The sequence below is a fragment of the Stenotrophomonas nitritireducens genome (genome assembly GCF_001700965.1).
Lineage (GTDB): Bacteria > Pseudomonadota > Gammaproteobacteria > Xanthomonadales > Xanthomonadaceae > Stenotrophomonas > Stenotrophomonas nitritireducens_A.
In genome coordinates, this window is the sequence record NZ_CP016756.1 from 451,922 (window position 1) to 477,284 (window position 25,363).

Here is a 25,363-nt window from a genome sequence, read left to right on the forward strand (position 1 = left end):
TTCCGCCCTCGCGACATGCTGCAATGCACAAGCCCAGGTTGCTCACGCCCGCCCCCTCGCGCCGATGGACGCGGGCGTCCCCATCGCGGCGCAGGCCTTGAAGACGAACAATTGACAACGATGTCATCAGCACCCGAAACTCGCGCAATGCACGACACCCTTTTCCTGTTCGGTGCCACAGGCGACCTGGCCCAGCGTTATCTGTTCCCCTCCCTGTTACGCCTGCTCGGTGACGGCCTGCTTCCGGAGGATTTCCGGGTGCGTGCGCTGGCCCTGTCGCCGCATGACACCGAGAAATTCCGTGACATCCTGCGCCCGCGCCTGGAAGCAGCAATGCCCCACGCCAGCCAGGAGGACATCGGCAACCTGCTCAGCCGCATCGACTACCGTTCAGTGGACCTGCGCAATGCCGAGTCGGTGGCCGAATCGGTCAAGGATCTGGTGCACCGCACCTGTGTCAGCTACCTGGCCATTCCGCCGGGCCTGTACATCTCCACCTGCGAAGGCCTGGCCCTGGGCGGCGCATTGGCCGCACCGCACCGGCTGATGCTGGAAAAGCCGATCGGCTCGGACAGCGACAGCGCCGAGGAAATCCTGCAGTCGATCGGCAAATTGATCGACGAAGACCGCGTGTTCCGCCTGGATCACTACCTAGGCAAGGCCGCCGTCCAGAACCTGATGGCACTGCGCTTCGGCAACACCCTGCTCGAGGCGGTCTGGAACCGTAACTACATCGCATCAGTACACATCCTGGTCGCTGAAAGCGATGGCGTGGATGGCCGCGACTCCTATTACTCGCGTTCCGGCGCACTGCGCGACATGGTCCAGAGCCATATCCTGCAGCTGCTGTGCCTGGTGGCGATGGAACCACCGGCATCGCTGGAAGCGGACCGCATCCGCGACGAGAAGGTCAAGGTGCTGCGCGCCCTGCGCCCGCTCGATGCCAAGCATGCAGCCAAGGACAGCGTGCGCGGCCGTTACACCGCCGGCACCATCAATGGCCAGCCGGCGCAGGCCTACCAGCCGCCGGAAGGCAGCGAAGCGGAAACCTTTGTCGGCGTCACCGCGCATATCGACAACTGGCGTTGGGCCGGCGTGCCGTTCCACCTGGTCACCGGCAAGCGTCTGCCTGAGCGCACCACCCGCATCGAGGTCAACCTCAAGCCGGTGACGCACTGGTTGTTCGAACGCCCGGACCGCAAGAGCGCCACGCCCAATCGCCTGACCTTCCAGTTGCAGCCGCAGGAGAACATCCAGCTCGGCCTGATGAGCTCCCTGGCCGGTCCGGAATGGGGCGCACTGGAACTGCAGCCGCTGGAACTGGAACTGTCGGTACCCACCGGCCTGCATCGCCGCATCGCCTACGAACGCCTGTTCCTGGATGCCTTCAACGGCAACCACGCGCTGTTCGTGCGCGATGACGAAGTGCGCGCCGCCTGGGCCTGGATCGACAGCATCAGCGATGCCTGGAAGGCTGCCGATCTGCCGATGGAGCCCTACCCGGCCGGTGGCTGGGGCCCGCAGCTGGCGCGTGATTTCCTGCCCGAATCCATTGCCGCCGACGCAGGCCCGGAGCAGGGGCTGTGAGCCCCAGCGCGGACCTGGTACTGGTAGCGGACATCGGTGGCACCAACGCACGCTTCGCGCTGGCCGACTGTTCCACCAGCAGCCCGTTGGATCAAACCAGCATCGACGAATATCCGGTGGCGCAGTTCGCGTCACTGGCCGATGCCGCCGCGCATTACCTGCAGCAGCGCGGTGCCAGTGCCGGCAGTGGCGTATTTGCGGTAGCCGGCCGGGTCGACGGCGACGAGGCACGCATCACCAATCATCCGTGGGTGATCTCACGCTCGCGCACCGCCGAACAACTCGGCTTCGCGCAGCTCTACCTGATCAACGATTTCGTCGCCCAGGCCATGTCAATTGCCCTGCTCGGCGTTGATGACGTGGTGCAGGTCGGCGGTGCCGGCTGGCAACCCGCTCCCGCAGGCGAGCCGCGCAACTACTGCGTGCTCGGCCCCGGCACTGGCTTGGGCGTAGGTGGGCTGGTGGTCCGTGATGGCCGCAACTACCCGCTGGCCACCGAAGGCGGCCACGCCGGTTTTGCCCCGAATTCGCCCGAGCAGATCCGCATCCTGGAGATCCTCTCGGCGCAGTTCGGCCGCGTTTCCAACGAACGTCTGGTCTGCGGACCCGGCCTGGTCAACATCCACCGCGCCGTGTGCGAAATCGCCGGCACCGATCCGGGCCTGCTGCAGCCGGCCGATGTCAGTGCCCGCGCCGCCGAAGGCGATGTGCTGGCAAGCCGTGCGGTCGAAGTCTTTCTCGAGATCTTCGGCGCTGTCGCCGGCGACGCGGTGCTGGTGCAGGGCGCGTGGGACGGCGTATTCCTCACCGGCGGGCTGGTCCCGCGCCTACTGCAACAGTTGCAGCACTCCGGCTTCCGCCAGCGTTTTGAAAGCAAGGGCCGCTTCGCCGCGACCATGTCGCAGATCCCTTCGATGGCCATTACCCATCCCTGCCCCGGCCTGCTCGGTGCCGCCGCCTATGCGGTGGACATGCAGCGCGCCAACTCTGGAGTCACCGCATGAACGCCGCTGTTTCCGACCGCATCACCCTTGTCCGGCATGCCGACGAAGAGGCATGGACCGAAGGTGTCGCCAAGGAAATGGCAGCGCTGTTGAGTGCGGAAATCGCCCAGCGCGGGCGCGCCCGCATGTTGCTGTCCGGCGGCACCACGCCGGCACCGGTCTACGAACTATTGTCCGACCAGGGCCTGGAATGGGCACGGGTTGAAGTCGGCCTGGCCGACGAGCGCTGGCTGTCGCCGCAGGACAAGGACAGCAATGCCTGGCTGGTGCGCGACAGTTTCCTGCGCCATGCCGAAGGTGCGCACTTTGATCCGCTGGTGCGGGTTGGCCTGCCGATCGCCGAGTGCGTGCATACCGCAAATCTGCTCGCTACCCATACGCAGCCGGCCTGCCTGGTGGTGCTGGGCATGGGCAATGACGGCCATACCGCCTCGCTGTTCCCGGGCTCGGCCGATCTGCCGCAGGCACTGCAGAGCAAACACCCGTACGCCGCGCTGGACGCCACCGGCTGCCCGGTCGCCAAGAACTGGCCGCTGCGCATCACCCTGACCCCACATGGTCTGGCTCTGGCTGGCCAGCGCCTGTTGCTGCTGCGCGGGCCGCAGAAACTGGACGTGCTCAACGCCGCGCTGGCTTCCGGCGACGTGCATGCCTATCCGGTCCTGGCTGCGATCAATGCACCCGGCAACCCGCTGCGGGTGCATTGGTGCCCGTGACCAGGCCCGCGTAAACAGGGAACAGAATACCCCGCGCAACTGCCAAGGGTCTGCAGGCCGAACCACCCGCAACAGCAGAACCTGCCGCACGCACGCACGCACTCAATCAGTCTTGCCGCTTCCCACCCTCTTCCAGCCATAAAGCCATGCATCCGAAAATCCACGCCATCACCGAACGCATCCGCCAGCGCAGCGCCCCGTCGCGCGCGGCCTACCTGGCGGGTATCGATGCCGCATTGCGCGAAGGCCCGTTCCGCTCGCGCCTGAGCTGCGGCAACCTGGCCCATGCTTTTGCCGCGTGTGGCCCGACCGACAAGGGCCGCCTGCGCAGCGACGTGACGCCCAACCTGGGTATCGTCACCTCGTACAACGACATGCTCTCGGCCCACCAGCCGTTCGAGCACTACCCGGAACTGATCCGCAACGCCGCGCGCGAGCTGGGCGCCACCGCCCAGGTTGCCGGTGCGGTGCCGGCCATGTGCGATGGCGTCACCCAGGGCCGTGGCGGCATGGAACTGTCGCTGTTCTCGCGCGACATCATTGCCCAGGCCACCGCGATCGGCCTGAGCCATGACATGTTCGATGCCACCATCTACCTGGGTGTGTGCGACAAGATCGTGCCGGGTCTGCTGATCGGTGCGTTGGCCTTTGGCCATCTGCCGGCGGTATTCGTGCCGGCCGGGCCGATGACGCCGGGTATTCCGAACAAGAAGAAGGCCGAGGTCCGCGAGCGCTACGCCGCCGGCGAAGCCACCCGCGAAGAACTGCTGGAAGCCGAATCCGCGTCCTATCACGGGCCTGGCACCTGCACGTTCTATGGCACCGCCAATTCCAACCAGGTATTGCTGGAAGCGATGGGCGTGCAGCTGCCAGGCGCCTCATTCGTCAACCCGGAGCTGCCGCTGCGTGACGCATTGACCCGCGCCGCCACCGCGCGGGCGCTGGAAATCACCGCCCTGGGCAACGACTTCCGCCCACTCGGCCGACTGATCGACGAACGCGCCATCGTCAATGCCGTGGTCGCCTTGATGGCTACCGGCGGCTCCACCAACCACACCATCCACTGGATCGCGGTGGCGCGTGCGGCCGGCGTCGTATTGACCTGGGATGACATGGACGAGCTGTCGCAGATCGTGCCGCTGCTGGCGCGCGTCTATCCCAATGGCGAGGCCGACGTGAACCGGTTTGCCGCCGCCGGCGGCCCCGGCTTCGTGTTCCGCGAACTGATGGATGCCGGACTGATGCACGCCGATGCCACCACCATTGCCGAGGGCGGCATGCGCGCCTTTGCGCAGGAGCCGCGCCTCACCGACGGCAACGTCAGCTATGTGCCGGCCGCTGCGGTCAGCGGCGATGAGGAAGTGGTACGCCCGGCCTCCAACCCGTTCGAGGCGCAAGGTGGCCTGCGCCTGCTGCGCGGCAATATCGGCCGCTCGCTGATCAAGCTGTCGGCAGTCAAGCCGCAGTACCGCAGCATCGAAGCGCCAGCGGTGGTGGTCGATGCACCGCAGATCCTGAACAAGCTGCATGCCGCCGGTGCGTTGCCGCAGGATTTCGTCGCGGTGGTCCGCTACCAGGGCCCCCGCTCCAATGGCATGCCGGAACTGCACTCGCTGGCGCCGCTGCTGGGCCTGCTGCAGAACCAGGGCCGACGCGTTGCACTGGTGACCGACGGCCGCCTGTCCGGCGCTTCCGGCAAGATCCCGGCCGCCATCCACGTCACCCCGGAAGCGGCGCGTGGCGGCCCCATCGCGCGCATCCGCGAAGGCGACATCATCCGTCTGGACGGCGAAGCCGGCACACTGGAAGTGTTGGTTGACGCCGCCGAATGGGCAGCCCGTGGCATTGCCGCCAACACCGCACCGGCCGGCTCGGACATGGGCCGCAACCTGTTCGCGATGAACCGCCGCATTGTTGGGCCGGCCGATCAGGGTGCCATCTCGATCTCCTGTGGCCCGGCACGACCGGACGGTAGCCTGTGGGAATACGACGCCGAGTACGAACTTGGCCATGACCATGCCGCAGCCGCCGCACCGCACGAAGCCAAGGACGCCTGAGGCGCCTGCACCCGCAACAGATCATTGATGAGGACACCATGAGCATTAGCCAATATCAGGACCGCGCCGAGCAGCTGTTGACTGCCGCCGGCATCCTGCCGGTAGTTACCGTGCACACTCTGGAACAGGCGCGCGCCGTCAGCGCAGCGCTGCTCGAAGGCGGCTTGCCGGCGATAGAGCTGACCCTGCGCACGCCGGTGGCGATGGAAGCGCTGGCCATGCTCAAGCGCGAACTGCCGGATGTGGTGGTGGGTGCCGGCACCGTGCTGACTGTCGAGCAGATGCAGCGCTCGATCGATGCCGGTGCCGACTTCATTGTTACCCCGGGCACGCCGGCGCATATGGCCGATGCCCTGGCTGCCGCACCGTTGCCGGTGGTTCCGGGCGCCGCTTCACCGACCGAACTGCTGGAACTGGTTGCCCGCGGCTTCCGCATCTGCAAGTTGTTCCCAGCCACCGCCGTTGGCGGCTTGGCGATGATCAAGGGCGTTGCCGGCCCCATCCCGGAGCTCAAGCTCTGCCCCACCGGCGGCATCACCGAGGCCACCGCAGGCGACTACCTGGCGCAGAAGAACGTGGTCTGCATTGGTGGCTCGTGGATGGTGCAGGACAGCTGGATCCGCAACGGCCAGTGGGACGAAGTGAAGAAGTCCGCTGCGGCCGCCGCGGCCATCGTCAAGCAGGCCCGCGCCGGCTGACCTATCGCGCTTTTTTTGTGGGAGCGGCGTAAGCCGCGAAGCCGGCAACAACCAAACCACCTCCATCCGCTTGCCAAGGCAGCGATGTGGAAGTTGGTGCTGGTGATGCGTAGCCCGCGCCCACCATCAGCTTCGCGGCTAACGCTGCTCCTACAACTGCGTTCTGCACGCTAGTACGAGCGGCGTCAGCTGCGAAGCCGACAGCGACAAAACCACCTGTCTCTGTCGAGCACGGCCTTGCCTTGCCGCGGCTGCAGCATCATCAGCTTCGCGGCTTACGCCGCTCCCACAACCTGGTATCCCGTTTTTTTCAGATCCGACGGAAGCTCTTCCTCTCCCTCTCGTCGACTGGCCTGCGCCTCGGTATTCGAGGCGCAGTTTTTATCACTCAGCGCTTGCCGCGCTCGCTGCGGCGCAGCTCGGCTGGAATCTCGATCTCCACTTTCGCCGGCAAGCTGCTGATGTGCAGCTCATTGCCCAGCCATTGCGCAGGCTCGCCATTGATGGTCGCCTCACCCGGCGTGCCCTCGTAAGGCCAGGGCAACAGCAGCCCGGCCGCTGGCAGTTGCAGCCCCTCCGACACCTGCAGGGTGAGCTGCTTGTCACTGCGTTGCAGCGAGTAACTCAGCTTGCCATGCGAGGTGTTCAAGTCCTCGATGGCAATGCCCTTGCCGGTCAGCCAGGCACTGGGCACACCCGCGGCCAGCACGAGCGGCCCATCCACGTCGCGCTCGTAGGCAAACATGTCCAGCGCCGAGCGGACGAAATCCGACGCCACCCACGCATGCGGCAGGTCACCGACAAAGAACGGCTGCCGCGGTGTCGATGAGACAACCTCGGCCCATTGGTTCCAGGCCGGCGGCGCCCGGTCCTTGAAGAAGAACCCGGTGGCCTCCCAGGCCCGCGCGCGCCAGCCCAGGCGCACGAATGCGCTGACGTTGCGCCACTCGTACGGCGTGTAATCCTTCCATTGGCGCTTGCCGTCGCGCCGCTCCACGAAGTTCTGCCAGTAGCGCTCGAAGGTGTTGTCCAACGCCGGCTGCGGCAACCGGGCCTGCTCGCCACCGGGCGCCAGCGCGATGGTGGTGGAGGTGGCGTCGAAGTCACCCAGCTCCACCGAGCCAGGCAGGTAATCGATACCGTGCGCAGCCATCGCTGCGCGTAGCGAATCATCCAGGTCCTGGCGGAACTGATCGCGCGATGCCGCCATGCTCGCCGCTTCGGCCTCCAGCCCCAGGGCGGCGGCCATGTCGGCGGCATCCTTGTAGCCACGCAGCGCCCAGAAGTTGTCCCAGTACGAATGCACCGGCTTGGCCGAATAGCCTTCGTGGCTGATCGAGGCCGGCATCATGCCGTAGAAGCCGGCATGGCGCGCCCGGTTTTCCTCGGTGCGTTCGCTCAGCCGCAGTTGTTCCATATAGCTCCAGGCCTTCTGCACATGCGGCCACATCTGCTGCAGGAACGCGCTGTCACCGGTGTGCCGCCAGTATTCGGCGATGGTGTAGATCAGCTCGCCGTGGCTGTCGTTCTCCGGCACCGGATCGCTGCCACGCGCATCCACGCAGCACGGCACCATGCCGCTTTCGAACTGGTACGGCGCATACCAATCCACGTACTGGCGCACCGCATCGGCCCGGCCCATCCGCAGCAGGCCTTCGGAGATCATCGCGCCATCGCGGATCCAGCTGCGCGCATAGGAACGCGTGCCCGGTTGCAGACTCGGCCCCACCCGCGAAATCAACATATGCGCCAATGCGGTACGCAGCGTATTGGCCAGGGGCTGGCCCGCTTCCGGCACCCGCAGCTTGAGCTGGTCCAGCTTCTGCCGCCACATCGCGGCGACCTGCTGCTGCGCCTTGTCGGCGTCGAACTTGGCCGGCATCTGCCAGTTGCCGGTCTGCGGCAAAACCAGCACCACCTCGCGGCGCTGGCCCGGTTCCAGCTTCCAGGTGTAGACCAGCGCACCGGAGGCCAGACCGGTGACGTCGCGGACTTCCTGCATGCCCGGCAAGGTCTTGTCGGCCAAGTGGGTGACGTCCAGCTTGCTGTCGAAGCTGCTGGCGAAAACCGCATCGGCCGGCGCCGTTGCATACACGCGTGGCTGGCCGTTGACGCTGACCTGCGCCGGCTGCACGGCCAGGTTGTCGATGCGGCTGACACCGCCGACAGTATTGAGGAACTGGCTGGGCGGGTTGACCTGGAACGGCCGCACCGCCAGCGCCAAGCGGTACTCATGCGCAACCTTGTCGGTATTGCGCAGCTCGTAGCGCGCCACCAGCTGCGCCTGCTCCGGCCGGCCCTGCACGAAGCCGCCGACATTCAAGCCGAAGCGCTCGTGTTGCCAGCCCACCGTCGGCATCGGCAGATAGCCGTCGAGCAGGGTCTGGGTGGTTTTCACCTCGGCCCAGCCGATCACCTTGCCGTCGAGCACCACGAACGGCTCGATGCTGAAACCGCCCTTCGCCGCTTCCAGTGCGCCGTCCTCGCTGATCAGGCCCTGCTCGCGGCCACCATCCAGGCCCAGGATCGTCCAGTACGGCTGCTCGCCGCTGAAGCCACGCGGCAAGCTGCCGCGCGGCAGGTCTGCGGCAACCGAGCGGATGAAATCATTCGGCGTGGTCGCGAATGACAGCGGCTTGAGGCTGATGTCGCGGATGCCATAACGCCAGTTGGGTCCGTCGACCAGGTCAAAGCGCAGATAGCGCGCCTCGGTCTCCGGCAACGCCAGCCAGTCCTTGCCGCCAGCGCCGCTGCTGACTTCGCGCAGGGTCTTCCAGTCACGGCCATCGATGGACGAACGCACCACGTAGCGGCTGGCTTCCAGGCCTGGCGCCCACTGCACCACGGCGCCGCCAAATTCACGCACCTTGCCCAGATCCAGGCTCACGGTCTGCTGCTTCACCCCGCCGCTGATCCACAAGGTATCCGGCTTGCCATCGGCAATACGCTGCTGCAGCGCGGGCGCGGTATCGGCGATCACCGTGGTGGTCAGCGCCGAGTTGTCCTCCTTGGGCAGGGGCTGCAGGGTCAGCTGGTCGAAGCACACCGTGCCGCGGCCGCCCACCTTGCTGTAGATGGTAAATTCCACCGCCGCGCTGCGACGCAGGGTCTTGTCCTGGTCCGGCCCCCAGGCCTTTTCGATATGCCGCTTGCGGTAGCTGATGCGGGTCCAGTTCTTGGGGAAATTGAAACCCGGGCGGTTGACCCACCAGACATTGTCGCCGCTGGCATCAACCAGCTTGAACTGCAGATCATTGGCCGGCGAATCACCGCGCAGGTCGAAGGACAGCTGGTAGTTCTCGGGCCAGGTCACGTCCAGCGGGCGGCGGATACCGACATAGCCGGACACTTCGTGGAAGTCGTAGTCCAGACACAGCGCGCGGCCAGTGTTGCCGGCAACCGGACGCAGGGAACCACTGACCTGCGGCGAGGTGATCAGCTGCCAGGCGGCGATATCGTCAAACTTGGCCAGCACGGCTGCGCTGGCCGGCTGCATCCACGCCAGAAGCAAGAACAACAGGCCGATCACAGTACGCATTTTCATCACCAGAATCCTGATTCATCACCGGCAGCAGCTGCCGGATTTTCGCAAAGATCACCGCCATGCGCGGCGGTATGTTACGCATGGAAAGCCAGCATCATCGCCACCTTTCGTTTGCTCTGGCCTCAGCCCTTGACGCTGCCCAGCAGCAGCCCCTGGATGTAGTAGCGCTGCAGCACCAGAAACAACAGCAGTACCGGCAACACCGTGACCACCGCGCCAGCCATCATCATTTCCACGTCCATGATGTGCTCTCGCGACAGGCTGGCCAGCGCCACCGGCAAGGTGTAGTGCTCCTGGTCGGTCAGCACGATCAAGGGCCACATGAAATCGTTCCATGCGCCCATGAAGGTGAAGATCGCCAAGGTCACCAGCACCGGCTTGAGCATCGGCAGCACGATCTGGAAGAAGATGCGCGCCTCGCTGGCGCCGTCGATACGCGCCGCTTCCAGCAGTTCATCCGGAATCGAGCGCGCGTACTGGCGCACCAGGAAGATGCCGAACACGCTGGCCAAGGCGGGGATCACCACGCCGCCGAAGGTGTTCACCAGCCCCATCTGTTTCATCAACAGGAACAACGGCAGCATCGCCACCTGCGCCGGGATCACCAGCGCCGCCAGCAGCATCTGGAACAGGCGCTCACGGCCGGCAAAACGCAGCTTGGCAAAGGCATAGCCGGCCAGCGTATTGAACAGCAACGAGCCCAAGGTGATCGCAACCGATACCAGCAGGCTGTTGACGAAGTTGTTGCCCATGCCGGTACGCGCGAACAAGGCCTGGTAGTTGGCCAGCGTGGTATGCGCCGGCAACAGCGGCGGCGGAAACTGCGACGCCTGCCCACTGGGCATGAACGACACCGACAGCATCCATGCCAACGGTGCTAGGCTGATCAGCGCCAGCAGCAACAGCCCGCCGTTCACCCACCACGCATGCCAACGCGATTGGCCGATTTCCCGGCTGCCCGCAACGCCACTCATACCAGCTCCCTGCGTTTGCCGAAGCGCAACATCAACGTGGTCACCGCCAGGATGATCAGGAACAGCAGGAAGGCCACGGCCGAGGCACGCCCCAGGTTCCACCACTTGAAGCCTTCCTCGAACATGAAATACAGCACGCTCACCGTGCTCTGCAGCGGATCGCCACGGGTCATCACATAGGGCTCGGCGAACAGCTGGAAATAACCGGACACGGTAATCACGCCGACCACCAGCAGCACCGGCCCCAGCATCGGCAAGGTGATATGCAGGAACTGCTGCCAACGCGAGGCGCCGTCAATACGTGCCGCCTCGTAAAGGTCTTTGGGAATGGCCTGCAGCCCGGCCAGGAAGATCACCATGTTGTAGCCGAAGTTCTTCCACACCGCGAAACCAATGATGGTTGGCATCGCCCAGTTCGTATCACCCAGCCAATCAATGGGATTGATGCCGATCTGGCCCAGCCCCCAGTTCACCATGCCGTAGCGGGTATGGAACAGATAGCGCCAGATCACCGCCACCGCCACCAGCGTGGTCACCACCGGCGCAAACAGCGCGGTGCGGAACAGCGCCTTGAAGCGCGCCGCCGGGGCGTTGAGCAACAATGCAGCACCCAGCGAAACCGCGATCGACAAGGGCACACCAGCCACCACGAAGTAGGCGGTATTGCCGAGCGATTTCCAGAACATCGGCGTCTGCAGCAGGTCGATGTAATTGCCCAGGCCGTTGAAACGCAGGTTGTGCGGGTCGGCCAGCGCGTAGAGATCGAAGTCGGTCAGGCTCAAGGCCAGCGCCGACAAAACCGGCAGGCCAAAGAACACGCCAATCACGATCAGCGCCGGCGCGGCGAAGACCCAGCCAGCCAGTGAGCCGCGCTTCATGGCGCCGCCTTCGCAGCTGCGTCAGCCTGCTGTTCGACGATCCAACGGCGCTTGGCGAGGATGTCATCCACCTGCTGGTCCAACTGCTCGACCGCCTTGTCCTGCGGCAAGCCGCCGCGTACCACCTGCTCGGTCACCACCCGCATCTGCTGGGCAATACGTTCCCATTCCAGCACCTTGGGCGTGGGTTTGACGCGCTCAAGCTGGTCGGCGAAGGCGGCGGTCAGGGGATCATTCTGCAATTCCGGCGAGCGCCACGCGCTGCGACGCGGCGGCAGGTCACCAATGATGGTGTAGAAGCGCTGCTGGATCTCGGGCCGCGACAGGAACTCGATCAGCTTCCAGGCCGCTTCCTTCTTCTGCGAGGAACGGAACACCACCAGGCTGGTGCCGCCGGCAATGCCTGCGCCGGGACCATCGGGACCGGGCAGCGGGGTCGTGCCCCACTCGCCTTCCAGACCGGGCGGTTGGCGCTGGCGGAACTCACGGATATTCCACGGCCCGGACAAATAGAAGGCGGTGAAGCCGCGGAAGAACTCGTCCCAGACGTTGGAGATCTGGGTCTCGGACATCTTCGGCGCCCAGCCCTGCTCGAACATGTTGTCGTAGAAGGCCAGCGTGCGCTGGAAACCGGGGCTGCGGAAGTTGCCACGGGTATTGGCATCGCGCAGCAAAGTATCTTCCTGCTGCAGGGCGAACGAGAGCTGTGGCTCGAACTCGTTCAAGGGCATCAGCACCGGATAGCCTCGCGCGCCCATGATCTTCTTCAGCGCCGCGTTCATCTGCTCCCATTCGGCCCAGGTGCGCGGCGGCTGCGTGTAGCCGGCCTTGCGCAGCAGATCCTTGCGGTAGAACAGCAGCCGCGTATCCACGTACCAGGGAATGCCGACCAGCTCGCCGTCGACGACATTGGTATCCCAGATGCCGGCAAAGTAATCCTGTTGATCGATGCCGGTGGACGCATCCACCAGCGGCTGCAGCGGGGTCAGCGCCTGCAGGGTGGCGAATTCGGCAATCCAGGTATTGCCGAGCTGGCAGACATCCGGCAAGCCATCGGCAGCATAGGCGGTCAGCAGTTTTTCATGCGCGGCCGTCCATGGAATGTTCTGCACATCCACATGGATGCCGGGGTTTTCGGCCTCGAACTCGCGCACCAGCTCGCCGACCACTTCGGCCTCGCGGCCCATCGCCCAGAACCGCAGGGTGGTGCCCTGCTCCGGCTTGCTGCAGCCGGCAAGCAGCAACACCATCAGCACCGCCAGCGCGCGGATCATTGGCCGCGCTTCACTGTTTCTTCGCCGCTGGCGGGGCGGGCTGCTGGCTGGCCGCTTTCTGCTCGGCCGCCGCTGCAGCGCGCGATTCGGCAATGCCCGAGGCACGTGCCGATGCGGCCTGCTCGTCCTTCTGCAGCGGTTGGAAGCTGTCTTCCGGCGCCAACCAGCCACCAGTGAACCCTGCCCGCTCCAGGCCCTTGCGGATGTAGGGGTTCTTTTTCATCACCTCCCACACGAATTCGTCGCGGTAGTTGGCGATGCCGGCCAGGATCGGGCCCTGGTCGATGGCGATGTAATCGCTGGCAACCCAGCCGCGCTCGGGGATCAACCGCCCGGTCTTGAGCGGGATGTCGTAGCTGAAACTGGGGTTGAACGAATCCAGGAAGCCGTAGCTGGAATACAGGTAATCGCCGTAGCGCTTGTGCATCTCCACCGTGGCCGGGATCACCACCTCGGGTGCGTATGGCAGTGAGGAAATCGCCGCCGAGGGCACGATGGTGCCGTCGTCGAAGTTCTCGCGCAGGCCGGCACCGCGTGCCGAATAGTGACGGAACTGGCGTTGCTCACCCTTGTATTCCTGGGTGGTGTTCTGCGGCCCGTCACCGGCGGTGAGCCCCCACACATTGGCGCTGTAATCCTTCCACTGCATCGGGTTTTCAATCGCGTATTCGCGTTGCGCAAGCGTGGCGCGGCGGCTGTTGAGGAAATAGTCGATGCCGCGCTCGCGCATGTACGCGTCCTGGATATCGCGGAAGTCGATCCAGACATGGCTGTACTGGTGGCCAAACAACGGCCCGAACGACAGATATTCCTGGCCCTGGTAAACACCCCAGTCGTTGTCGTAGGTACGCGACCATACCGTCCACGTGTCAGGCTCGACCGGATGCGTCGGCGAGCCCAGCGCCAGCACGTACAACATCATTGCTTCGTTGTAGCCCATCCAGTCGTGCTGGATGAAGCCGCTTTCCGGGAACCATCCCATCGAGACCAACGGCTTGTTGCGTTGCAGCCACTGCCAGTCCACACGCTTGTACAGCGTGTCGGCAATCTGCCGGATCTCCTTCTCGCGCGGATCGTCCTGGTCGTAGTAGCTCTGCGCGAACAGCACGCCCATCAACAACAGCGCTGTATCCACGCTGGACAGTTCCACCCAGCTGTCATAGCGGCGGCCCTGCTGCATGTCCAGGAAGTGGTAGTAGAAACCCTTGTAACCGGCCTTGCCGGTACGCTGCGGCCCGCTGGGCAGGTCGCGGAAGAACCGCAACGTCAGCAGCGTGCGTTCCACCGCCTGGTTGCGGCTGACCCAGCCGTTCTCGATACCGATTGGATAGGAAGTCAGCGCGAAGCCCACCGAAGCGATGCTGGCGAACGGACGCGACGGGTAGCGGTCGGGAGTGAGCCCGTTCTGCTCGTTGGTGGTGTCCCAGAAGAACTGGAAGGTTCGCCGCTCGATGTCGTCGAACAACGGCGGCAGGTCCGGCTTCATCGGCCGTGGCGGCAGGTCCGCCTCGATCAGGATCACCTGCGGCAATACCTTCGGCATTGGCGGTTCCGGCGCCTTGCCACAGCCCCCCAACAACGCCAACCCGATACCGGCGAGAACACAGGCCAACAACTGCGGGGTACGTGACTTGCTCAAGGCGACATCCATCTTGAAAACATAGCACCACATTCAGGTGGCGAACGCGCAACGCCTATAGGAAACGTCCCGGCCGCCTAGCATACGGCGGCCGGGAGCTTGGTACTTACCAATCCAGACCAAATGACAGCTTGAAAGTACGGGTAGCGTACTGATCCCAGCTGCTGACCACGCCGGTGTTCCAATTGATGCCGTAACCGCCCCAGTTGGTCCAGTTGAAGGCATTGAGCAGGTCGGCGCGGACCTTGAGCTTGAGATCGGTGCCGGTGTCCCAGGTCTTGGTCAACGACATGTCGAACTGCTTGAAGCCAAGGCTGCCACTCGGCTCCCAGCTGTGCGGACGCTCATAGCCACCGTAGGCGTCGGTGCCGTCGATATCCCAGCGCTTGATCTTGCTGGCCAGGGTCAGCTTGCCGGACGCGCTCATGCCCCACGGCAGGTCCGTGAAGCCACTGACAACCAGGCGATGCTTCGGCGCCCAGGCGCCATCGAACCAGCCGCCCTGCTGGAAATACCAGCCGAATACCGGGTCCTTTTCATGGATGTTCTGCTTGGCGTCGGTCAGCGTATAAGCCACGTTGAGGTTCCACGGGCTTTCGGCGGAATACGGCTTGTCCAGGCTCAGCAGCAAGGCGGTGTTCCTGGATTCGAAGCCATTGGTGGCAACGATCAGCGCGCCCAGATCTGGCAGGCCTGGCGCACTCCACGGGCTGCCGTCGGGGCCAAAAACGCCGCCATCGGCATAGCGGTTGCCACGTGAGATCAGCAGACCGTCCTTGTAACGGGTGTGCTGCACGGTGGCCGAACTGTTCCAGTCCTGCCCGCCCATGTTGAAGCTGCTGCGGATGCCAAGGCTGAACTGGTCGGAATACGGTGTCTTCAGCTTGTTGTCGAACATCCACACTTCGCGGCCGGCCTCGCTGGAATCGACCAGCGACATCAGGAAGTCGCGGTCAAGCAGCTGCGGGGTCCAGTCCAGGCAGTCGCCGCCCACCGCACAGGCATGGCCCGGCGAGTTGATCTTGAAACGGCGGGTCGGGAAGGACGCCTTGCTGCGCTCAAGCTGCAGGTAGTCGAACAGGTTGCGGTCGTAGGAACGGCCGACACCGCCGAACACCACCAGCCGCTCATCGCCACTCAGGTCATAGGAGAAGCCCAGCCGCGGCTGGATCGCGTCCTTGAACGGCTTGCGGTTGTTGCCGGTGCTGATATAGCGGTTGATGTCGATGCCGCCCAGCGCCAGCGTCTGCGCATAGGTCTGGCCAGCGCCGGCTTTCGGATCCTGGCTGGCCAGCGAGGCCAGTACGTCCGGTGCGGTAGCGTAATCCAGATAGGACGGCGTCTTTTCGTAATCCCAGCGCAGGCCCAGGTTCAAGGTCAGGCGGTCGGTGACTTCCCAGTCGTCCTGGATGTAGATGCCGAACTGCTTGTTCTTGGACGTCACCGCGCCGCCACCGGTGCCCACTGCCGGGCTGCCGAAGCGCACGAAGTACGGCGCGTCGCCGCCCTGGTTGATGTCGTAATAGAACTGCGGGTTGTAGGGCTGCTGTTCGATCGTGTCCAGGTCCACCTGCTTGTACTTGATGCCGAACTTGAGCGTGTGCCCTTCCCAGCCGAAGAACGTGGTGTCGTTCTGGAACGACCAGCCCTTCTGGCCCTTGTCCTGCAGGCCACCGTCGCCGGCACCGATGCGGTAGATCTGCTTGCCGTCGTCGCCACTGCCATCGGTCAGCACACTGCCGTTGCCGTAGTTGACCGGCGCCTTGGTCCAGAACGCCTTCTCGTAGGTGAGGTGCGAATCGCTTAGCCAGTTGGTGTTGGAGTACTGCCAGCGCAGGTCGTAACGGTCCTCGGTCACGCCGGTATCAGTGCCGTAGCTGCGCGCGCTCTGCCCGCCGACGTTGCCGATCTCACTCTCTTCGCGGCGCTTGTAGGTGAACTCAAGCAGGTTGGCATCGTTCACCGACCAATCCAGCTTGCCGAAATACAGGTCTTCCTTGAACGGCGTTGCAGTGGCGCCGAGCTGGTCGCGCCAGGCCTGCGGCAGGTCGTCGGGGAAGCGCCCTTCGCCCGGTTTCAGGTCCTGCGGCGCGTTGTATTCCTTGCCCTCGTAGGTGACGAAGAAGTGCGCGCGGTCCTGCACGATCGGGCCGCCAAAACTGCCACCGTATTGCTTCTCACCGGAACGGGTCTTGCCCACGCCGTTCTTCTCGCTCTCGCGCAGCTCGCGCCAATCCTGGTTGGTGTAATCCCAGAAGAACGAGCCCTTGAACTCATTGGTGCCGGACTTGGTCACCGCGGTCACCGCGGCCGAGCTGATCTGGTCGTACTCGGCCTTGTAGTTGGAGGTGATGACCTTGTATTCGCCGATGGCCAACTGCGGGAACGGGTTGCCGCGACTGGCATCCTGGCCGGTGATGCCACCCTGGGTGACGTAGTTTTTCTGGCCCACGCCATCGATGTAGACGTTGACGTTGTTGGCGCTCTGCACGCCACCACGCAGTTTGGTGGAACCGTTGGACGGGTTCTGCTCGAACACCATGCCGGGCACGGTGTCGGCGAATGCCAGGAAGTTCCGCGTGCCCTGCGGCAGGGCCTGGATCTGCTGTGGGGTGATGTAGGTGGCAATTTCCGAGGTTTTGGTCTCGATCGGCGCCTGTGCCGTTACCTGCACCGCATCCAGCGTGGTCGCCGAGCCGCCGCCGGTTTCAGCCACGCCGCCGACGCCCAGGTTGACCGTGGCGGTCTGCCCGACCTGCACGGTGATGTTCTGGCTGCTGCTCTTGCCACCGGCGGTGACGTCCACCTTGTAGGTGCCCGGCGGCAGACCCGCGAGTGAATAGTTGCCGTTGCCGGTGCTCTGCACGCTGCGGGCCAGGCCGGTGGCGATGTTGGTGGCGGTGATCTGGGCCTGCGCGGCGGGGGCCGAGTCAGCCATCACCTGGCCACGGATGGTGGCACCGGTGCTCTGTGCGAAAGCGGGCGCGGCGCCCAGCAACAGGCACGCGGCAAGTGCACCGCTGAGCAGCTTGCGTGGGGGCATCGCGTTGTTCGATTTTTTATTCATGTTTTACCTCTCCCAAGGCAGCGACAGGGAAGCCGCAAGGGTTGTGTGTGTGAGCTACCCCGGTCTAACGCCGGGTGCAGGAACGACGCCCGCGAGGGTGGAATCGCGGACGACCAAGGTTGGAACCAGCGTTACGGCGGGCGTCGCCTGTGCCTGATCGCTATCGATCATCTGCACAAGCTGCTGCATCGCCCGCTCGCCCAACTCGGCGATGCTGACCTGCATTGTTGTCAACGCGGGGTGAACAAAGCGTGCCAAGGGGATGTCGTCGTAGCCGGCAAGTGCCACCTGCGCAGGCACGTTCACCCCGGCCTGCGAGAACGCATACAGGCACCCCAGGGCCATCATGTCGTTGGCGGCGAACACCGCATCGGGCAATGACGGGTGCGCCAGCAAGGCCAACCCGGCCTGGTGACCAGAGGCTTCGTCGAAGTTGCCGGGCAGTTCAATGGCTTCCACGCTGCCGTCGAACGCCGCCATCGCCGCACGGAAGCCCTGCAGGCGCAGCTGCGCATCGTGGTTGTGCGCAGGCCCGGCAATGAAAGCGATGCGTCGGTATCCGGTATCGAGCAGATATTGGGTCATGGCGAGTGCGCCGGCACGGTCATCGATACTGAAAACCGGATAGTGCTCTTCAGCCACCGGCGTGTTTATCAGCACCGTAGGTAATGCAGGCGGCAGGTTATCGATCAGAAAATCCGGGTCGCCAGCGTAGGGCGACAGCACGAGCAAGCCATCCACGCGACCACGCATGGCCTGAAGCACCGCCCCTTGCTGCGCCTGGTCACCGTGGTAGCTGGACACCAGCAGGTGCCGGCGGTGGGCACTGGCCACCCCATCGATGCCGCGCATCAGCTCGGAAAAGAATTCGCCGTACAGATCGGGAAGCACTACGCCGACTGTCTGGGTCGTCCGGCTGCTGAGGCTGCGCGCCGCCGCGTGCGGGCTGTAGCGCAGCCGCTTGGCGACCTCCAGCACCAGCTTGCGCACCGGCGCGGCGACATTGTCGTGGCCGTTGAGGGCGCGGGACACCGTGGCGACGGAGACGTTCGCCTCGCGGGCGACATCCTTGATCGTGATTGCCGATTTCGCCACCGCCCTACCCTCCGCAATACAGGGTGAGGCGGACTGTAAGCGTTTCCAATCGCAATTGTAAACAGTTCGTTAGGTATCCATGTCCCATCAGGACAACGCCTGTCCTGCCAGCGCTGACGGGAGCGCCGCAGTTAGCCTGCCCGTTCAGCCGGTGCCGCCTTCTCCTGCGGGGTCAACGCTTTGATCGACAGCGCATGGATGTCCGTTTCCATCATCTGGCCCAGCGCGGCATAGACCGCACGGTGCCGGGCCAGCGGCAACTTGCCGGCAAACACCTCGCTGACCACCACCACCTTGAAATGGCCGCGCCCGTCGCTGGCGCCCACGTGGCCCGCATGGCGGTGGCTGTCGTCACGCACCTCCAGCACCTGCGGCGCGAATGCCGCCTGCAGTGCGGTCCGGATCCGCTCGACCCGGTTCATGGCAGCACCTTGCGGAACGGGCGCACTTCCACGCGCGTGTACACACCCGCCGCCACATACGGGTCGGCCTCGGCCCAGGCCCGTGCGGCCGCCAGGTCGTCAAAGCTGGCGATCACCACGCTGCCGCTGAAGCCGGCCGGGCCGGGGTCCTGCGCGTCAATAGCAGGACAAGGACCGGCCAAAAGCAGCCTCCCCTGGCCAAGCAATGTCTGCAGCCGCTCCAGATGAGCCGCCCGGGCCTCCAGCCGCGCCGCCAGCACATCCTCACCGTCATAGCCCTCGATTACGTACCACACTGGCCTTTCTCCGCTTGTCTGCTGAATGGAAGGGTGCCAAGTCTAGCGTCACAATGCTGGACACCAGCCTGCTCTGGCGATTACTCTTTAGTCCATTGCACGCAGCCGGCCAGTAGCCGCTCGGTGCGGTGACAGGCCAGACCTGCCACCCAACCACCGAAGCACATCACTTCCCGGACCGCGTAGACGACCTCCTCGTAATGACGTTGCCGCTGATCCTGCGGCGCGCCTTGTTGTTTATGTGTGGAAACGCGCCGAACAAGCGCGAGTAGCTCGTAATACAGGGGCTGACACCCTCCCGGGCGGGAACCTGGGGTGTGTACGGCCCGCAATACCCCCGAATGTCGACCTGATGACTTCCGAACTCGCGCACGACGCGAACCCGCCAGCGCAGCAATCCTTACCTCAGCAGCAGGAAATGCCGCTGGCGATGGTGCATGGCCAGCCGGTTCTGCAGATCCCACAGGATCTGTACATCCCGCCGGACGCATTGGAAGTTATCCTCGACGCCTTCGAGGGCCCGCTGGATCTGCTGCTTTACCTGATCCGCCGGCAGAACCTGGACATCCTGGATATCCCGGTCGCCGAGATCACCAAGCAGTACGTGGAATACATCAACGTCATGCAGGAGCTGCGCTTTGAACTGGCAGCCGAATACCTGGTGATGGCGGCCATTCTTGCTGAAGTGAAGTCGCGCATGCTGTTGCCGCGCCCGCCCAGCATCGAAGGCGAAGAAGCAGATCCGCGTGCCGAACTGGTACGCCGGCTGCAGGAATACGAACGTTTCAAGCAGGCCGCCGAGGACATCGACAGCCTGCCCCGGCAGGACCGCGACACCAGCATGGCGCACGCCTTCGTGCCCGAGCGGGTGCTGGTCAAGACGCCACCGCCGGTGGAACTGAAGGAAATGCTGCTGGCGCTGCACGATGTACTCAAGCGCGCCGAGCTTTTCAGCGGCCACGCGATCAAACGCGAGGCACTGAGCGTGCGGCAGCGCATGGGCGATGTGCTCAGCCTGCTGGAAGGCGACAAGTTCTACCGTTTTGAAAGTCTGTTCACCGCCGAAGAAGGCAAGCTCGGCGTCCTGGTCACCTTCCTTGCGGTACTGGAACTGGCCAAGGAGCAATTGCTCGATATCGTGCAGGAAGCTCCGCTCGCCCCGATTTATGTGAAGTCCCTGGCCACCGGCAACACCAACGCACCGCTGCAGTTTTCCAGCGAGTTCGATGATGCCGACACCCCTGCCTGAGCAACCGACCCAACGCATGGATCAACCGCTGATCAACCGTATCGTCGAAGGTGCCCTGCTCGCTTCCAGCCAGCCGGTTACCTTGGCGCAGCTGCAAGGCCTGTTTCCGGAAGATGCACCGGCTCCGCCGGGCAGCATCGAACGGGCACTGGAACTGCTGCGCGAAGGCTGTGCTGGACGCGGCGTCGAACTGGTCGAAGTAGCCTCCGGTTACCGCTACCAGATCACCAGCGAAGTGCATGGCTGGGTCTCCCGGCTGTGGACCGAACGCAAGACCCGCTACACCCGCGCCACCCTGGAAACGCTGGCGCTGATTGCCTACCGGCAGCCCATCACCCGTGGCGAGATCGAACAGGTACGCGGCGTGGCGGTGAGCAGCAACATCATCCAGGCACTGGAAGAACGCGAATGGATCCGGGTCATCGGGCACCGCGACGTCCCCGGCAAGCCGGCTCTGTTCGGCACCACCAAGGGCTTCCTGGACTACTTCGGGCTCAAGCGCCTGGACGAACTGCCGCCGCTGTCGGAACTGCGTGACATCGGCGACCTGGAACCGCAACTACCGCTGGATGGCGACGGCCAGCCAGCTGCCCCGCTCGCCGCCGGCGCCGCCTCGCCGCAGGGCCTGGACGCCGCCAACGACAGCGATTCGACACCCGCAGCCACGCCAGAATCCCCCGATTCGAACGCGGCCGCATCCGACACCGCCCTCACCGGCGAACCCGACGCCGCGCCGGGAGAGCGCGCGGCGGAAGTGGAACAAACTGAAAACAACGCCGTCGCGACGACGACCGTGGCTGTTGACGTAGCCGATTCCGAACCAGAGGCCGACGCGGAAAACGCCGGCCGGAGCCAAACAGATGAGTGACACCCCCCGTAAACCTTCGTTGAACAAGCTCTCGCTCAAGCGCGAAGCCGACACCGAACAGCAGCCCAAGCTCGAAGAGCGCCTGCACAAGGTCCTGGCACAAGCCGGCCTGGGCTCGCGCCGCGCGCTGGAGCAGCGCATCGCCGACGGCCTGGTCAAGGTCAATGGCGAAGTCGCGCAGACCGGCATGTCGGTCAAGAGCGGCGACAAGATCGACCTTGATGGTCGCAGCTTTGTCGCCAGCGCCCTGACCGACCCGTCGCGCGTCCTGATCTACAACAAGCCCGAAGGCGAAGTCACCACGCGTGACGATCCCGAAGGCCGGCCGACCGTATTCGAAGCGCTGCCGCCGTTGAAAGGCGCACGCTGGATCGCCATCGGCCGCCTGGACATCAACACCACCGGCCTGCTGCTGGCTACTACCGACGGTGAGCTCGCCAACGCGATGATGCACCCGTCGTTCGAAGTCGAGCGCGAGTACGTGGTACGTGTCCGCGCACCGGAAGGCGAAGAGAAGGTCTCCGACGAAATCATCGAGCGCCTCGGCCGCGGTGTGCTGCTGGAAGACGGCGGCGCCAAGTTCGACGAAGTCGAGCGCATCGGCGGCACCGACTCGCACGACTGGTTCCGCGTGGTCGTCAAGGAAGGCCGCAACCGCGAAGTGCGCCGCCTATGGGAATCGCAGGGCTGCCAGGTCAGCCGCCTGAAGCGCACCCGCTACGGCAAGATCGAGTTGCCGCGTGAACTGATGCGCGGCAAGTCGGTGGAACTGACCACCCAGCAGGTCGACGCGCTGCGCGCCCAGCTCAAGCTGGAAGAAGGCACCCCGTCGGCACTGACCCTGCAGCCGGTGATCGGCCAGCGCAAGGCGGTCAAGACCACCCTGCGCGTGTCGCGCGAAGGCGGCCGTGGCAATGCTTACGTCAACGGCCACAACAGCGCCGACGAAGGCCGCGAACTGCGCCGCTTCGACAACCTGCGCGAAGACCGCGGCGGCCGTGGCCGTGGCGGCAAGAGCGGCGGCGGTTTCAAGGGCGGCCTGACGGTCAGCGGCGAAGCCGCGGCCAAGCAGTCGCAGAAGCCGTTCAAGCAGCGCAAGCCCGCCGGCGACCGCAGCTTGCCGGATGGCAACCCGGCCGCATTCCGCACCTGGTACGTGCCGGACGGTGTCAGCACCGGCCCGAGCGGCCACCGCAATGCAGGTCCGGGCGCAGCACGCGGCCCGGGCGGCAATCGTGGTCCGGGCCGTGGCCCGGCCGCTGATGGCCAGGCCCGTCCCTACGGCAAGCCGCGTCCGGGCGGCGCCCCGGGTGCTGGCCGTGGCGGTCCCGGCCAGGGGCGTCCGGGTGCTGGTGGCCAGGGTGCAAGCCAGGGTCAAGGCCAGGGCCAGCGCAAGCACCCCTACGGTCACCCGGGCAATGCCCCGAGCTTCCCGTCCGACCACGCCAACCCGGGCTTCAGCCCGTACGGCGCACGTCCGGCCGGCAATCGCCCGAGCGGCGGCAACCGTGGCCCGGGTGGCCCCGGCGGTCGTCCCTCCGGTGGCCCGCGCCCGGGTGGCAACCGCCCCGGCGGCGCAGGCCGTCCGGGTGGCGGTGGTCGTCCCGGCGGTGGTGGCAACCGCGGTCCGCGCGGCGCCTGATTCGCCAACGACCAGGCCTCGCGCCTGGTCGTTTTAGCGAAATGAAACAAAAAAGCCCGGCGCCATGCGCCGGGCTTTTTCATTGTCGCGGCAAATGGCGCACCGCGACTTTCAATCAGGATCAGTAAGCCTCAAGAACGACTTCGTACTGGCCCAACAGATCCGAACCGGAATACGGCACATGGTTCTGAGGCGCAGTAGCAGAGGCCTGCGGAGCAGAGGGAAACAACTCCTCACCCGTCTCCACCAACACCTGCGACAACTCGAAACCAACATCAGCGGATGCTTTCTCGATACCGCGCATACCCGATTCCACCGTCAACTTGAACACTGCGCTGAGCGCACTTTCGCCGGTGAACTCCCGGGTAACCGTCGCCTGGAACTGGTGTACACCCAGACTCAGTGCGACATCAGGTGTGAACTCCCAATCACCGAATTCGTCGGCAACCACCTGACCCAGCAGCTTGCCGCCCTCGTAGATCCGGACGATGCCATCCGCATTGGCTGTCCCAGACAATGTCGGCGTTCTGTCGTCGGTGATATCTCCCGACAGCAAGGTACCGACGTCAGCACCGACATTGTCGTCAGCACTGTAGATGCGGATGCGATCTGCGCTTGCATCAACCTCGAACTCAAATGGCGGAGATAGGAACTCACTCTGGTTGCCTGCGCGATCCATTACCCAGCAAGTGAAGATATGCGTACCATTCTTCAATGCTGCAGCCGGCGTGAAACTCCAGTTCCCCTGGTCATCGACTGCCGTACGGCCGATCTCCTTGCCCTTGTCGTGAACGATGACGGTGGCATTAGCTTCGGCGGTACCAACAACGGTCGGCCGGTTATCATCGGTAGTACCCTCGCTTCCGATCAAGCCGGTGATGCGACCTGCGTCATCAACGATGCCATCAACCACGGGCGCAGCAGGAAGGACCCTGTCAACGATGATCACGTAAGGCTCAGAAAGCTGACTGATATCGCCATCAGGATACTCATGGATGATGGTCAATTCGTGCGTGCCATTCGCCAACGGCAGTTTTGGAACGAAGCTCCAATCCCCGTTGCTGTCGACCTGGGCATTACCAATCAACTGGCGGTGATTGTAGACATGAACCACTACGTCCGGGTGCGCTCTGCCCGTAAGCGTTGGTCGGCCATCGTCGGTGAAACCTCCATTTGCAACGGCACCCTGGATCGACCCTTGATCATCCAGTACCGCACCTATGACCGGCGCCCCGGAAGTCGACGTGTCGACAATGATCACATAGGGCTGGGACAGATCACTGACGTCGCCATTGGCATATTCATGTGCAATGGCCAGTTGATGCGTTCCATCAGCCAACGGCAAGCGGGGAACGAATGACCAGTTGCCATTCCCATCCGCCTCGGTGTTGCCGATCAATTCACCGCGATTGTAGATGTGCACCACAACACCAGGCAGCGTCTTGCCCGTTATGGTTGGCTTGCCGTCATCGGTGACTCCGCCATTTGCAATGGCACCCTGGATCGGGCCCTTGTCATCCAGAACCGCGCCAATGGCGGGCAGCTCCGGCGTAATCGTGTCGACGATGATCACGTACGGCGGTGAAGCCTCACTGATGTCGCCGCCCGGATATTCCACGATGATGGACAACGGGTGCCGGCCGTCGGCCAGCGGAAGGCGCGGAGTAAAGGACCAGTCACCGCTGGCCGCTGCTACGGTGCTGCCAATCAGCTGATTGTTGTTGTAGAAGTGCACGATGGAGCCAGCTTCGGTAGTACCGGTAAGCGTCGGCCGGCCGTCATCGGTCCTGCCGCCATTTTCGACCAGACCTTGGTTGAATCCCTTGTCATCCGTCACCGCTGCGATTACCGGCGTGCCGCTTGAATAGGCCATGGCGGAGACATCAATACTTGCAGCATCGATTCCAGCCGCAGCGTGAGCTGCCTGAGATGCGCTTTCTGCGAGCCAGCCCGTTTTCATGACGCTGGCTCGACCACCATCTGCTGAGATATTCGTATCCATACTCGTTGACCTCTTTGATCAATTTCAACTTCAAGGCCGAATACTTCGACCTCATGGCAGCAGAGGTCCGCCACATACGTGCCGCCCATGCTGTCGAACGAGTATGTTTTTCTCCACCTCACCGGTGATACAAGAAAAGCCCCAAAAGCCGAGAGTTTTCTGAAGACAGATAATATTTTTAACGATTGCAACAATTAAGGGTCCGCGCAGATGCTCGACCACCTGCAGTTGACCCAACCCACGTCATTCATCTGGGCAGCAAATGCCGTTAAACGCTCAGCGCTGCATCGCCTTGGTCAAGGCGCGCGCCCATCAGCAGACCATCACGGCCAAGCGTTCGGCCCCATTAAT

18 protein-coding genes are annotated in these 25,363 nt (G+C 64.2%); 8 read left to right on the top strand and 10 right to left on the bottom strand.

The features are described 5' to 3' along the window. Window positions 1-15 precede the first annotated feature (15 nt). The 5 genes from zwf (at window position 16) to eda (ending at window position 6,062) form a co-directional block, all read left to right on the top strand. Window positions 16-1,587: a glucose-6-phosphate dehydrogenase gene (zwf, locus tag BCV67_RS02000; protein WP_172837710.1), complete on the top strand. Its 1,572-nt coding sequence runs from the start codon at window positions 16-18 to the stop codon at window positions 1,585-1,587. After that, complete coding sequence (gene glk / locus BCV67_RS02005; protein WP_062166250.1) at window positions 1,584-2,591, top strand: glucokinase; 1,008 nt, start codon at window positions 1,584-1,586, stop codon at window positions 2,589-2,591. The genes zwf and glk overlap by 4 nt, the downstream gene beginning before the upstream one ends. Next, window positions 2,588-3,307 carry a 6-phosphogluconolactonase gene (gene pgl, locus BCV67_RS02010; protein ID WP_062166251.1) on the top strand — a complete coding sequence of 240 codons (720 nt, stop codon included), beginning with the start codon at window positions 2,588-2,590 and terminating at the stop codon, window positions 3,305-3,307. Before glk ends, pgl begins: the two co-directional genes overlap by 4 nt. Window positions 3,308-3,453: 146 nt before the next feature. Next, window positions 3,454-5,364 carry a phosphogluconate dehydratase gene (gene edd, locus BCV67_RS02015; RefSeq protein WP_062166252.1) on the top strand — a complete coding sequence of 637 codons (1,911 nt, stop codon included), beginning with the start codon at window positions 3,454-3,456 and terminating at the stop codon, window positions 5,362-5,364. A 38-nt stretch (window positions 5,365-5,402) separates the two neighbouring features. Beyond that, the gene (gene eda / locus BCV67_RS02020) at window positions 5,403-6,062 is read left to right on the top strand and encodes a bifunctional 4-hydroxy-2-oxoglutarate aldolase/2-dehydro-3-deoxy-phosphogluconate aldolase (protein WP_062166253.1); all 660 of its coding nucleotides are present in this window, start codon (window positions 5,403-5,405) and stop codon (window positions 6,060-6,062) included. A 388-nt stretch (window positions 6,063-6,450) separates the two neighbouring features. Here the strand turns inward: eda and BCV67_RS02025 are convergent, their stop codons facing one another. The 9 genes from BCV67_RS02025 to BCV67_RS02065 all read right to left on the bottom strand — a co-directional run bounded on the left by BCV67_RS02025 (window position 6,451) and on the right by BCV67_RS02065 (window position 19,251). Then, on the bottom strand, window positions 6,451-9,558 hold the full coding sequence (locus BCV67_RS02025) for a discoidin domain-containing protein (RefSeq protein ID WP_062171328.1): 3,108 nt from the start codon (window positions 9,556-9,558) through the stop codon (window positions 6,451-6,453). A gap of 170 nt (window positions 9,559-9,728) precedes the next feature. Next, on the bottom strand, window positions 9,729-10,580 hold the full coding sequence (locus BCV67_RS02030) for a carbohydrate ABC transporter permease (RefSeq protein WP_062166254.1): 852 nt from the start codon (window positions 10,578-10,580) through the stop codon (window positions 9,729-9,731). Then, a complete protein-coding gene (locus tag BCV67_RS02035; protein WP_062166255.1) occupies window positions 10,577-11,458 on the bottom strand; it encodes a carbohydrate ABC transporter permease in 882 nt (293 codons plus the stop codon). Before BCV67_RS02035 ends, BCV67_RS02030 begins: the two co-directional genes overlap by 4 nt. Further along, a complete protein-coding gene (locus BCV67_RS02040; RefSeq protein WP_062166256.1) occupies window positions 11,455-12,732 on the bottom strand; it encodes a sugar ABC transporter substrate-binding protein in 1,278 nt (425 codons plus the stop codon). The genes BCV67_RS02035 and BCV67_RS02040 overlap by 4 nt, the downstream gene beginning before the upstream one ends. Window positions 12,733-12,742: 10 nt before the next feature. Further along, complete coding sequence (locus tag BCV67_RS02045; protein ID WP_231732478.1) at window positions 12,743-14,275, bottom strand: glucoamylase family protein; 1,533 nt, start codon at window positions 14,273-14,275, stop codon at window positions 12,743-12,745. Between the two features lie 202 nt (window positions 14,276-14,477). After that, a complete protein-coding gene (locus BCV67_RS02050; protein ID WP_062166257.1) occupies window positions 14,478-17,438 on the bottom strand; it encodes a TonB-dependent receptor in 2,961 nt (986 codons plus the stop codon). 54 nt (window positions 17,439-17,492) lie between these two features. Further along, window positions 17,493-18,533, bottom strand: a complete 1,041-nt coding sequence (locus BCV67_RS02055; RefSeq protein ID WP_062166258.1) for a LacI family DNA-binding transcriptional regulator — start codon at window positions 18,531-18,533, stop codon at window positions 17,493-17,495. A gap of 131 nt (window positions 18,534-18,664) precedes the next feature. After that, a complete protein-coding gene (locus tag BCV67_RS02060) occupies window positions 18,665-18,955 on the bottom strand; it encodes a BolA family protein (protein WP_062166259.1) in 291 nt (96 codons plus the stop codon). After that, the gene (locus BCV67_RS02065) at window positions 18,952-19,251 is read right to left on the bottom strand and encodes a YciI family protein (RefSeq protein WP_062166260.1); all 300 of its coding nucleotides are present in this window, start codon (window positions 19,249-19,251) and stop codon (window positions 18,952-18,954) included. The genes BCV67_RS02060 and BCV67_RS02065 overlap by 4 nt, the downstream gene beginning before the upstream one ends. A gap of 352 nt (window positions 19,252-19,603) precedes the next feature. On the opposite strand from BCV67_RS02065, the gene BCV67_RS02070 reads away from it, so the two are divergent. Genes BCV67_RS02070 through BCV67_RS02080 form a run of 3 tightly spaced genes read left to right on the top strand, consistent with a single transcriptional unit; the run spans window position 19,604 to window position 23,010 of the window. Further along, on the top strand, window positions 19,604-20,500 hold the full coding sequence (locus BCV67_RS02070) for a segregation and condensation protein A (RefSeq protein ID WP_062166261.1): 897 nt from the start codon (window positions 19,604-19,606) through the stop codon (window positions 20,498-20,500). Window positions 20,501-20,516: 16 nt separating this feature from the next. Then, on the top strand, window positions 20,517-21,368 hold the full coding sequence (gene scpB / locus BCV67_RS02075; protein ID WP_062166262.1) for an SMC-Scp complex subunit ScpB: 852 nt from the start codon (window positions 20,517-20,519) through the stop codon (window positions 21,366-21,368). Continuing rightward, window positions 21,361-23,010 (top strand): pseudouridine synthase, encoded by a 1,650-nt coding sequence (locus BCV67_RS02080; RefSeq protein ID WP_062166263.1) that lies wholly within the window; start codon window positions 21,361-21,363, stop codon window positions 23,008-23,010. The genes scpB and BCV67_RS02080 overlap by 8 nt, the downstream gene beginning before the upstream one ends. 121 nt (window positions 23,011-23,131) lie before the next feature. On the opposite strand, the gene BCV67_RS02085 is transcribed toward BCV67_RS02080, so the two are convergent. Further along, a complete protein-coding gene (locus tag BCV67_RS02085) occupies window positions 23,132-25,012 on the bottom strand; it encodes an Ig-like domain-containing protein (protein ID WP_156455728.1) in 1,881 nt (626 codons plus the stop codon). Window positions 25,013-25,363 lie beyond the last annotated feature (351 nt).

Bases quoted from the DNA above. Each gene is read 5' to 3' on its own strand.
- zwf (WP_172837710.1), top strand. From the start codon at position 16: ATGCTGCAATGCACAAGCCCAGGTTGCTCACGCCCGCCCCCTCGCGCC.
- pgl (WP_062166251.1), top strand. From the start codon at position 2,588: ATGAACGCCGCTGTTTCCGACCGCATCACCCTTGTCCGGCATGCCGAC.
- edd (WP_062166252.1), top strand. From the start codon at position 3,454: ATGCATCCGAAAATCCACGCCATCACCGAACGCATCCGCCAGCGCAGC.
- eda (WP_062166253.1), top strand. From the start codon at position 5,403: ATGAGCATTAGCCAATATCAGGACCGCGCCGAGCAGCTGTTGACTGCC.
- BCV67_RS02025 (WP_062171328.1), bottom strand. From the start codon at position 9,558: ATGCAGCCGGCCAGCGCAGCCGTGCTGGCCAAGTTTGACGATATCGCC.
- BCV67_RS02030 (WP_062166254.1), bottom strand. From the start codon at position 10,580: ATGAGTGGCGTTGCGGGCAGCCGGGAAATCGGCCAATCGCGTTGGCAT.
- BCV67_RS02035 (WP_062166255.1), bottom strand. From the start codon at position 11,458: ATGAAGCGCGGCTCACTGGCTGGCTGGGTCTTCGCCGCGCCGGCGCTG.
- BCV67_RS02040 (WP_062166256.1), bottom strand. From the start codon at position 12,732: ATGATCCGCGCGCTGGCGGTGCTGATGGTGTTGCTGCTTGCCGGCTGC.
- BCV67_RS02045 (WP_231732478.1), bottom strand. From the start codon at position 14,275: ATGCCGAAGGTATTGCCGCAGGTGATCCTGATCGAGGCGGACCTGCCG.
- BCV67_RS02050 (WP_062166257.1), bottom strand. From the start codon at position 17,438: ATGAATAAAAAATCGAACAACGCGATGCCCCCACGCAAGCTGCTCAGC.
- BCV67_RS02060 (WP_062166259.1), bottom strand. From the start codon at position 18,955: ATGAACCGGGTCGAGCGGATCCGGACCGCACTGCAGGCGGCATTCGCG.
- BCV67_RS02070 (WP_062166261.1), top strand. From the start codon at position 19,604: ATGACTTCCGAACTCGCGCACGACGCGAACCCGCCAGCGCAGCAATCC.
- scpB (WP_062166262.1), top strand. From the start codon at position 20,517: ATGGATCAACCGCTGATCAACCGTATCGTCGAAGGTGCCCTGCTCGCT.
- BCV67_RS02080 (WP_062166263.1), top strand. From the start codon at position 21,361: ATGAGTGACACCCCCCGTAAACCTTCGTTGAACAAGCTCTCGCTCAAG.
- BCV67_RS02085 (WP_156455728.1), bottom strand. From the start codon at position 25,012: ATGGATACGAATATCTCAGCAGATGGTGGTCGAGCCAGCGTCATGAAA.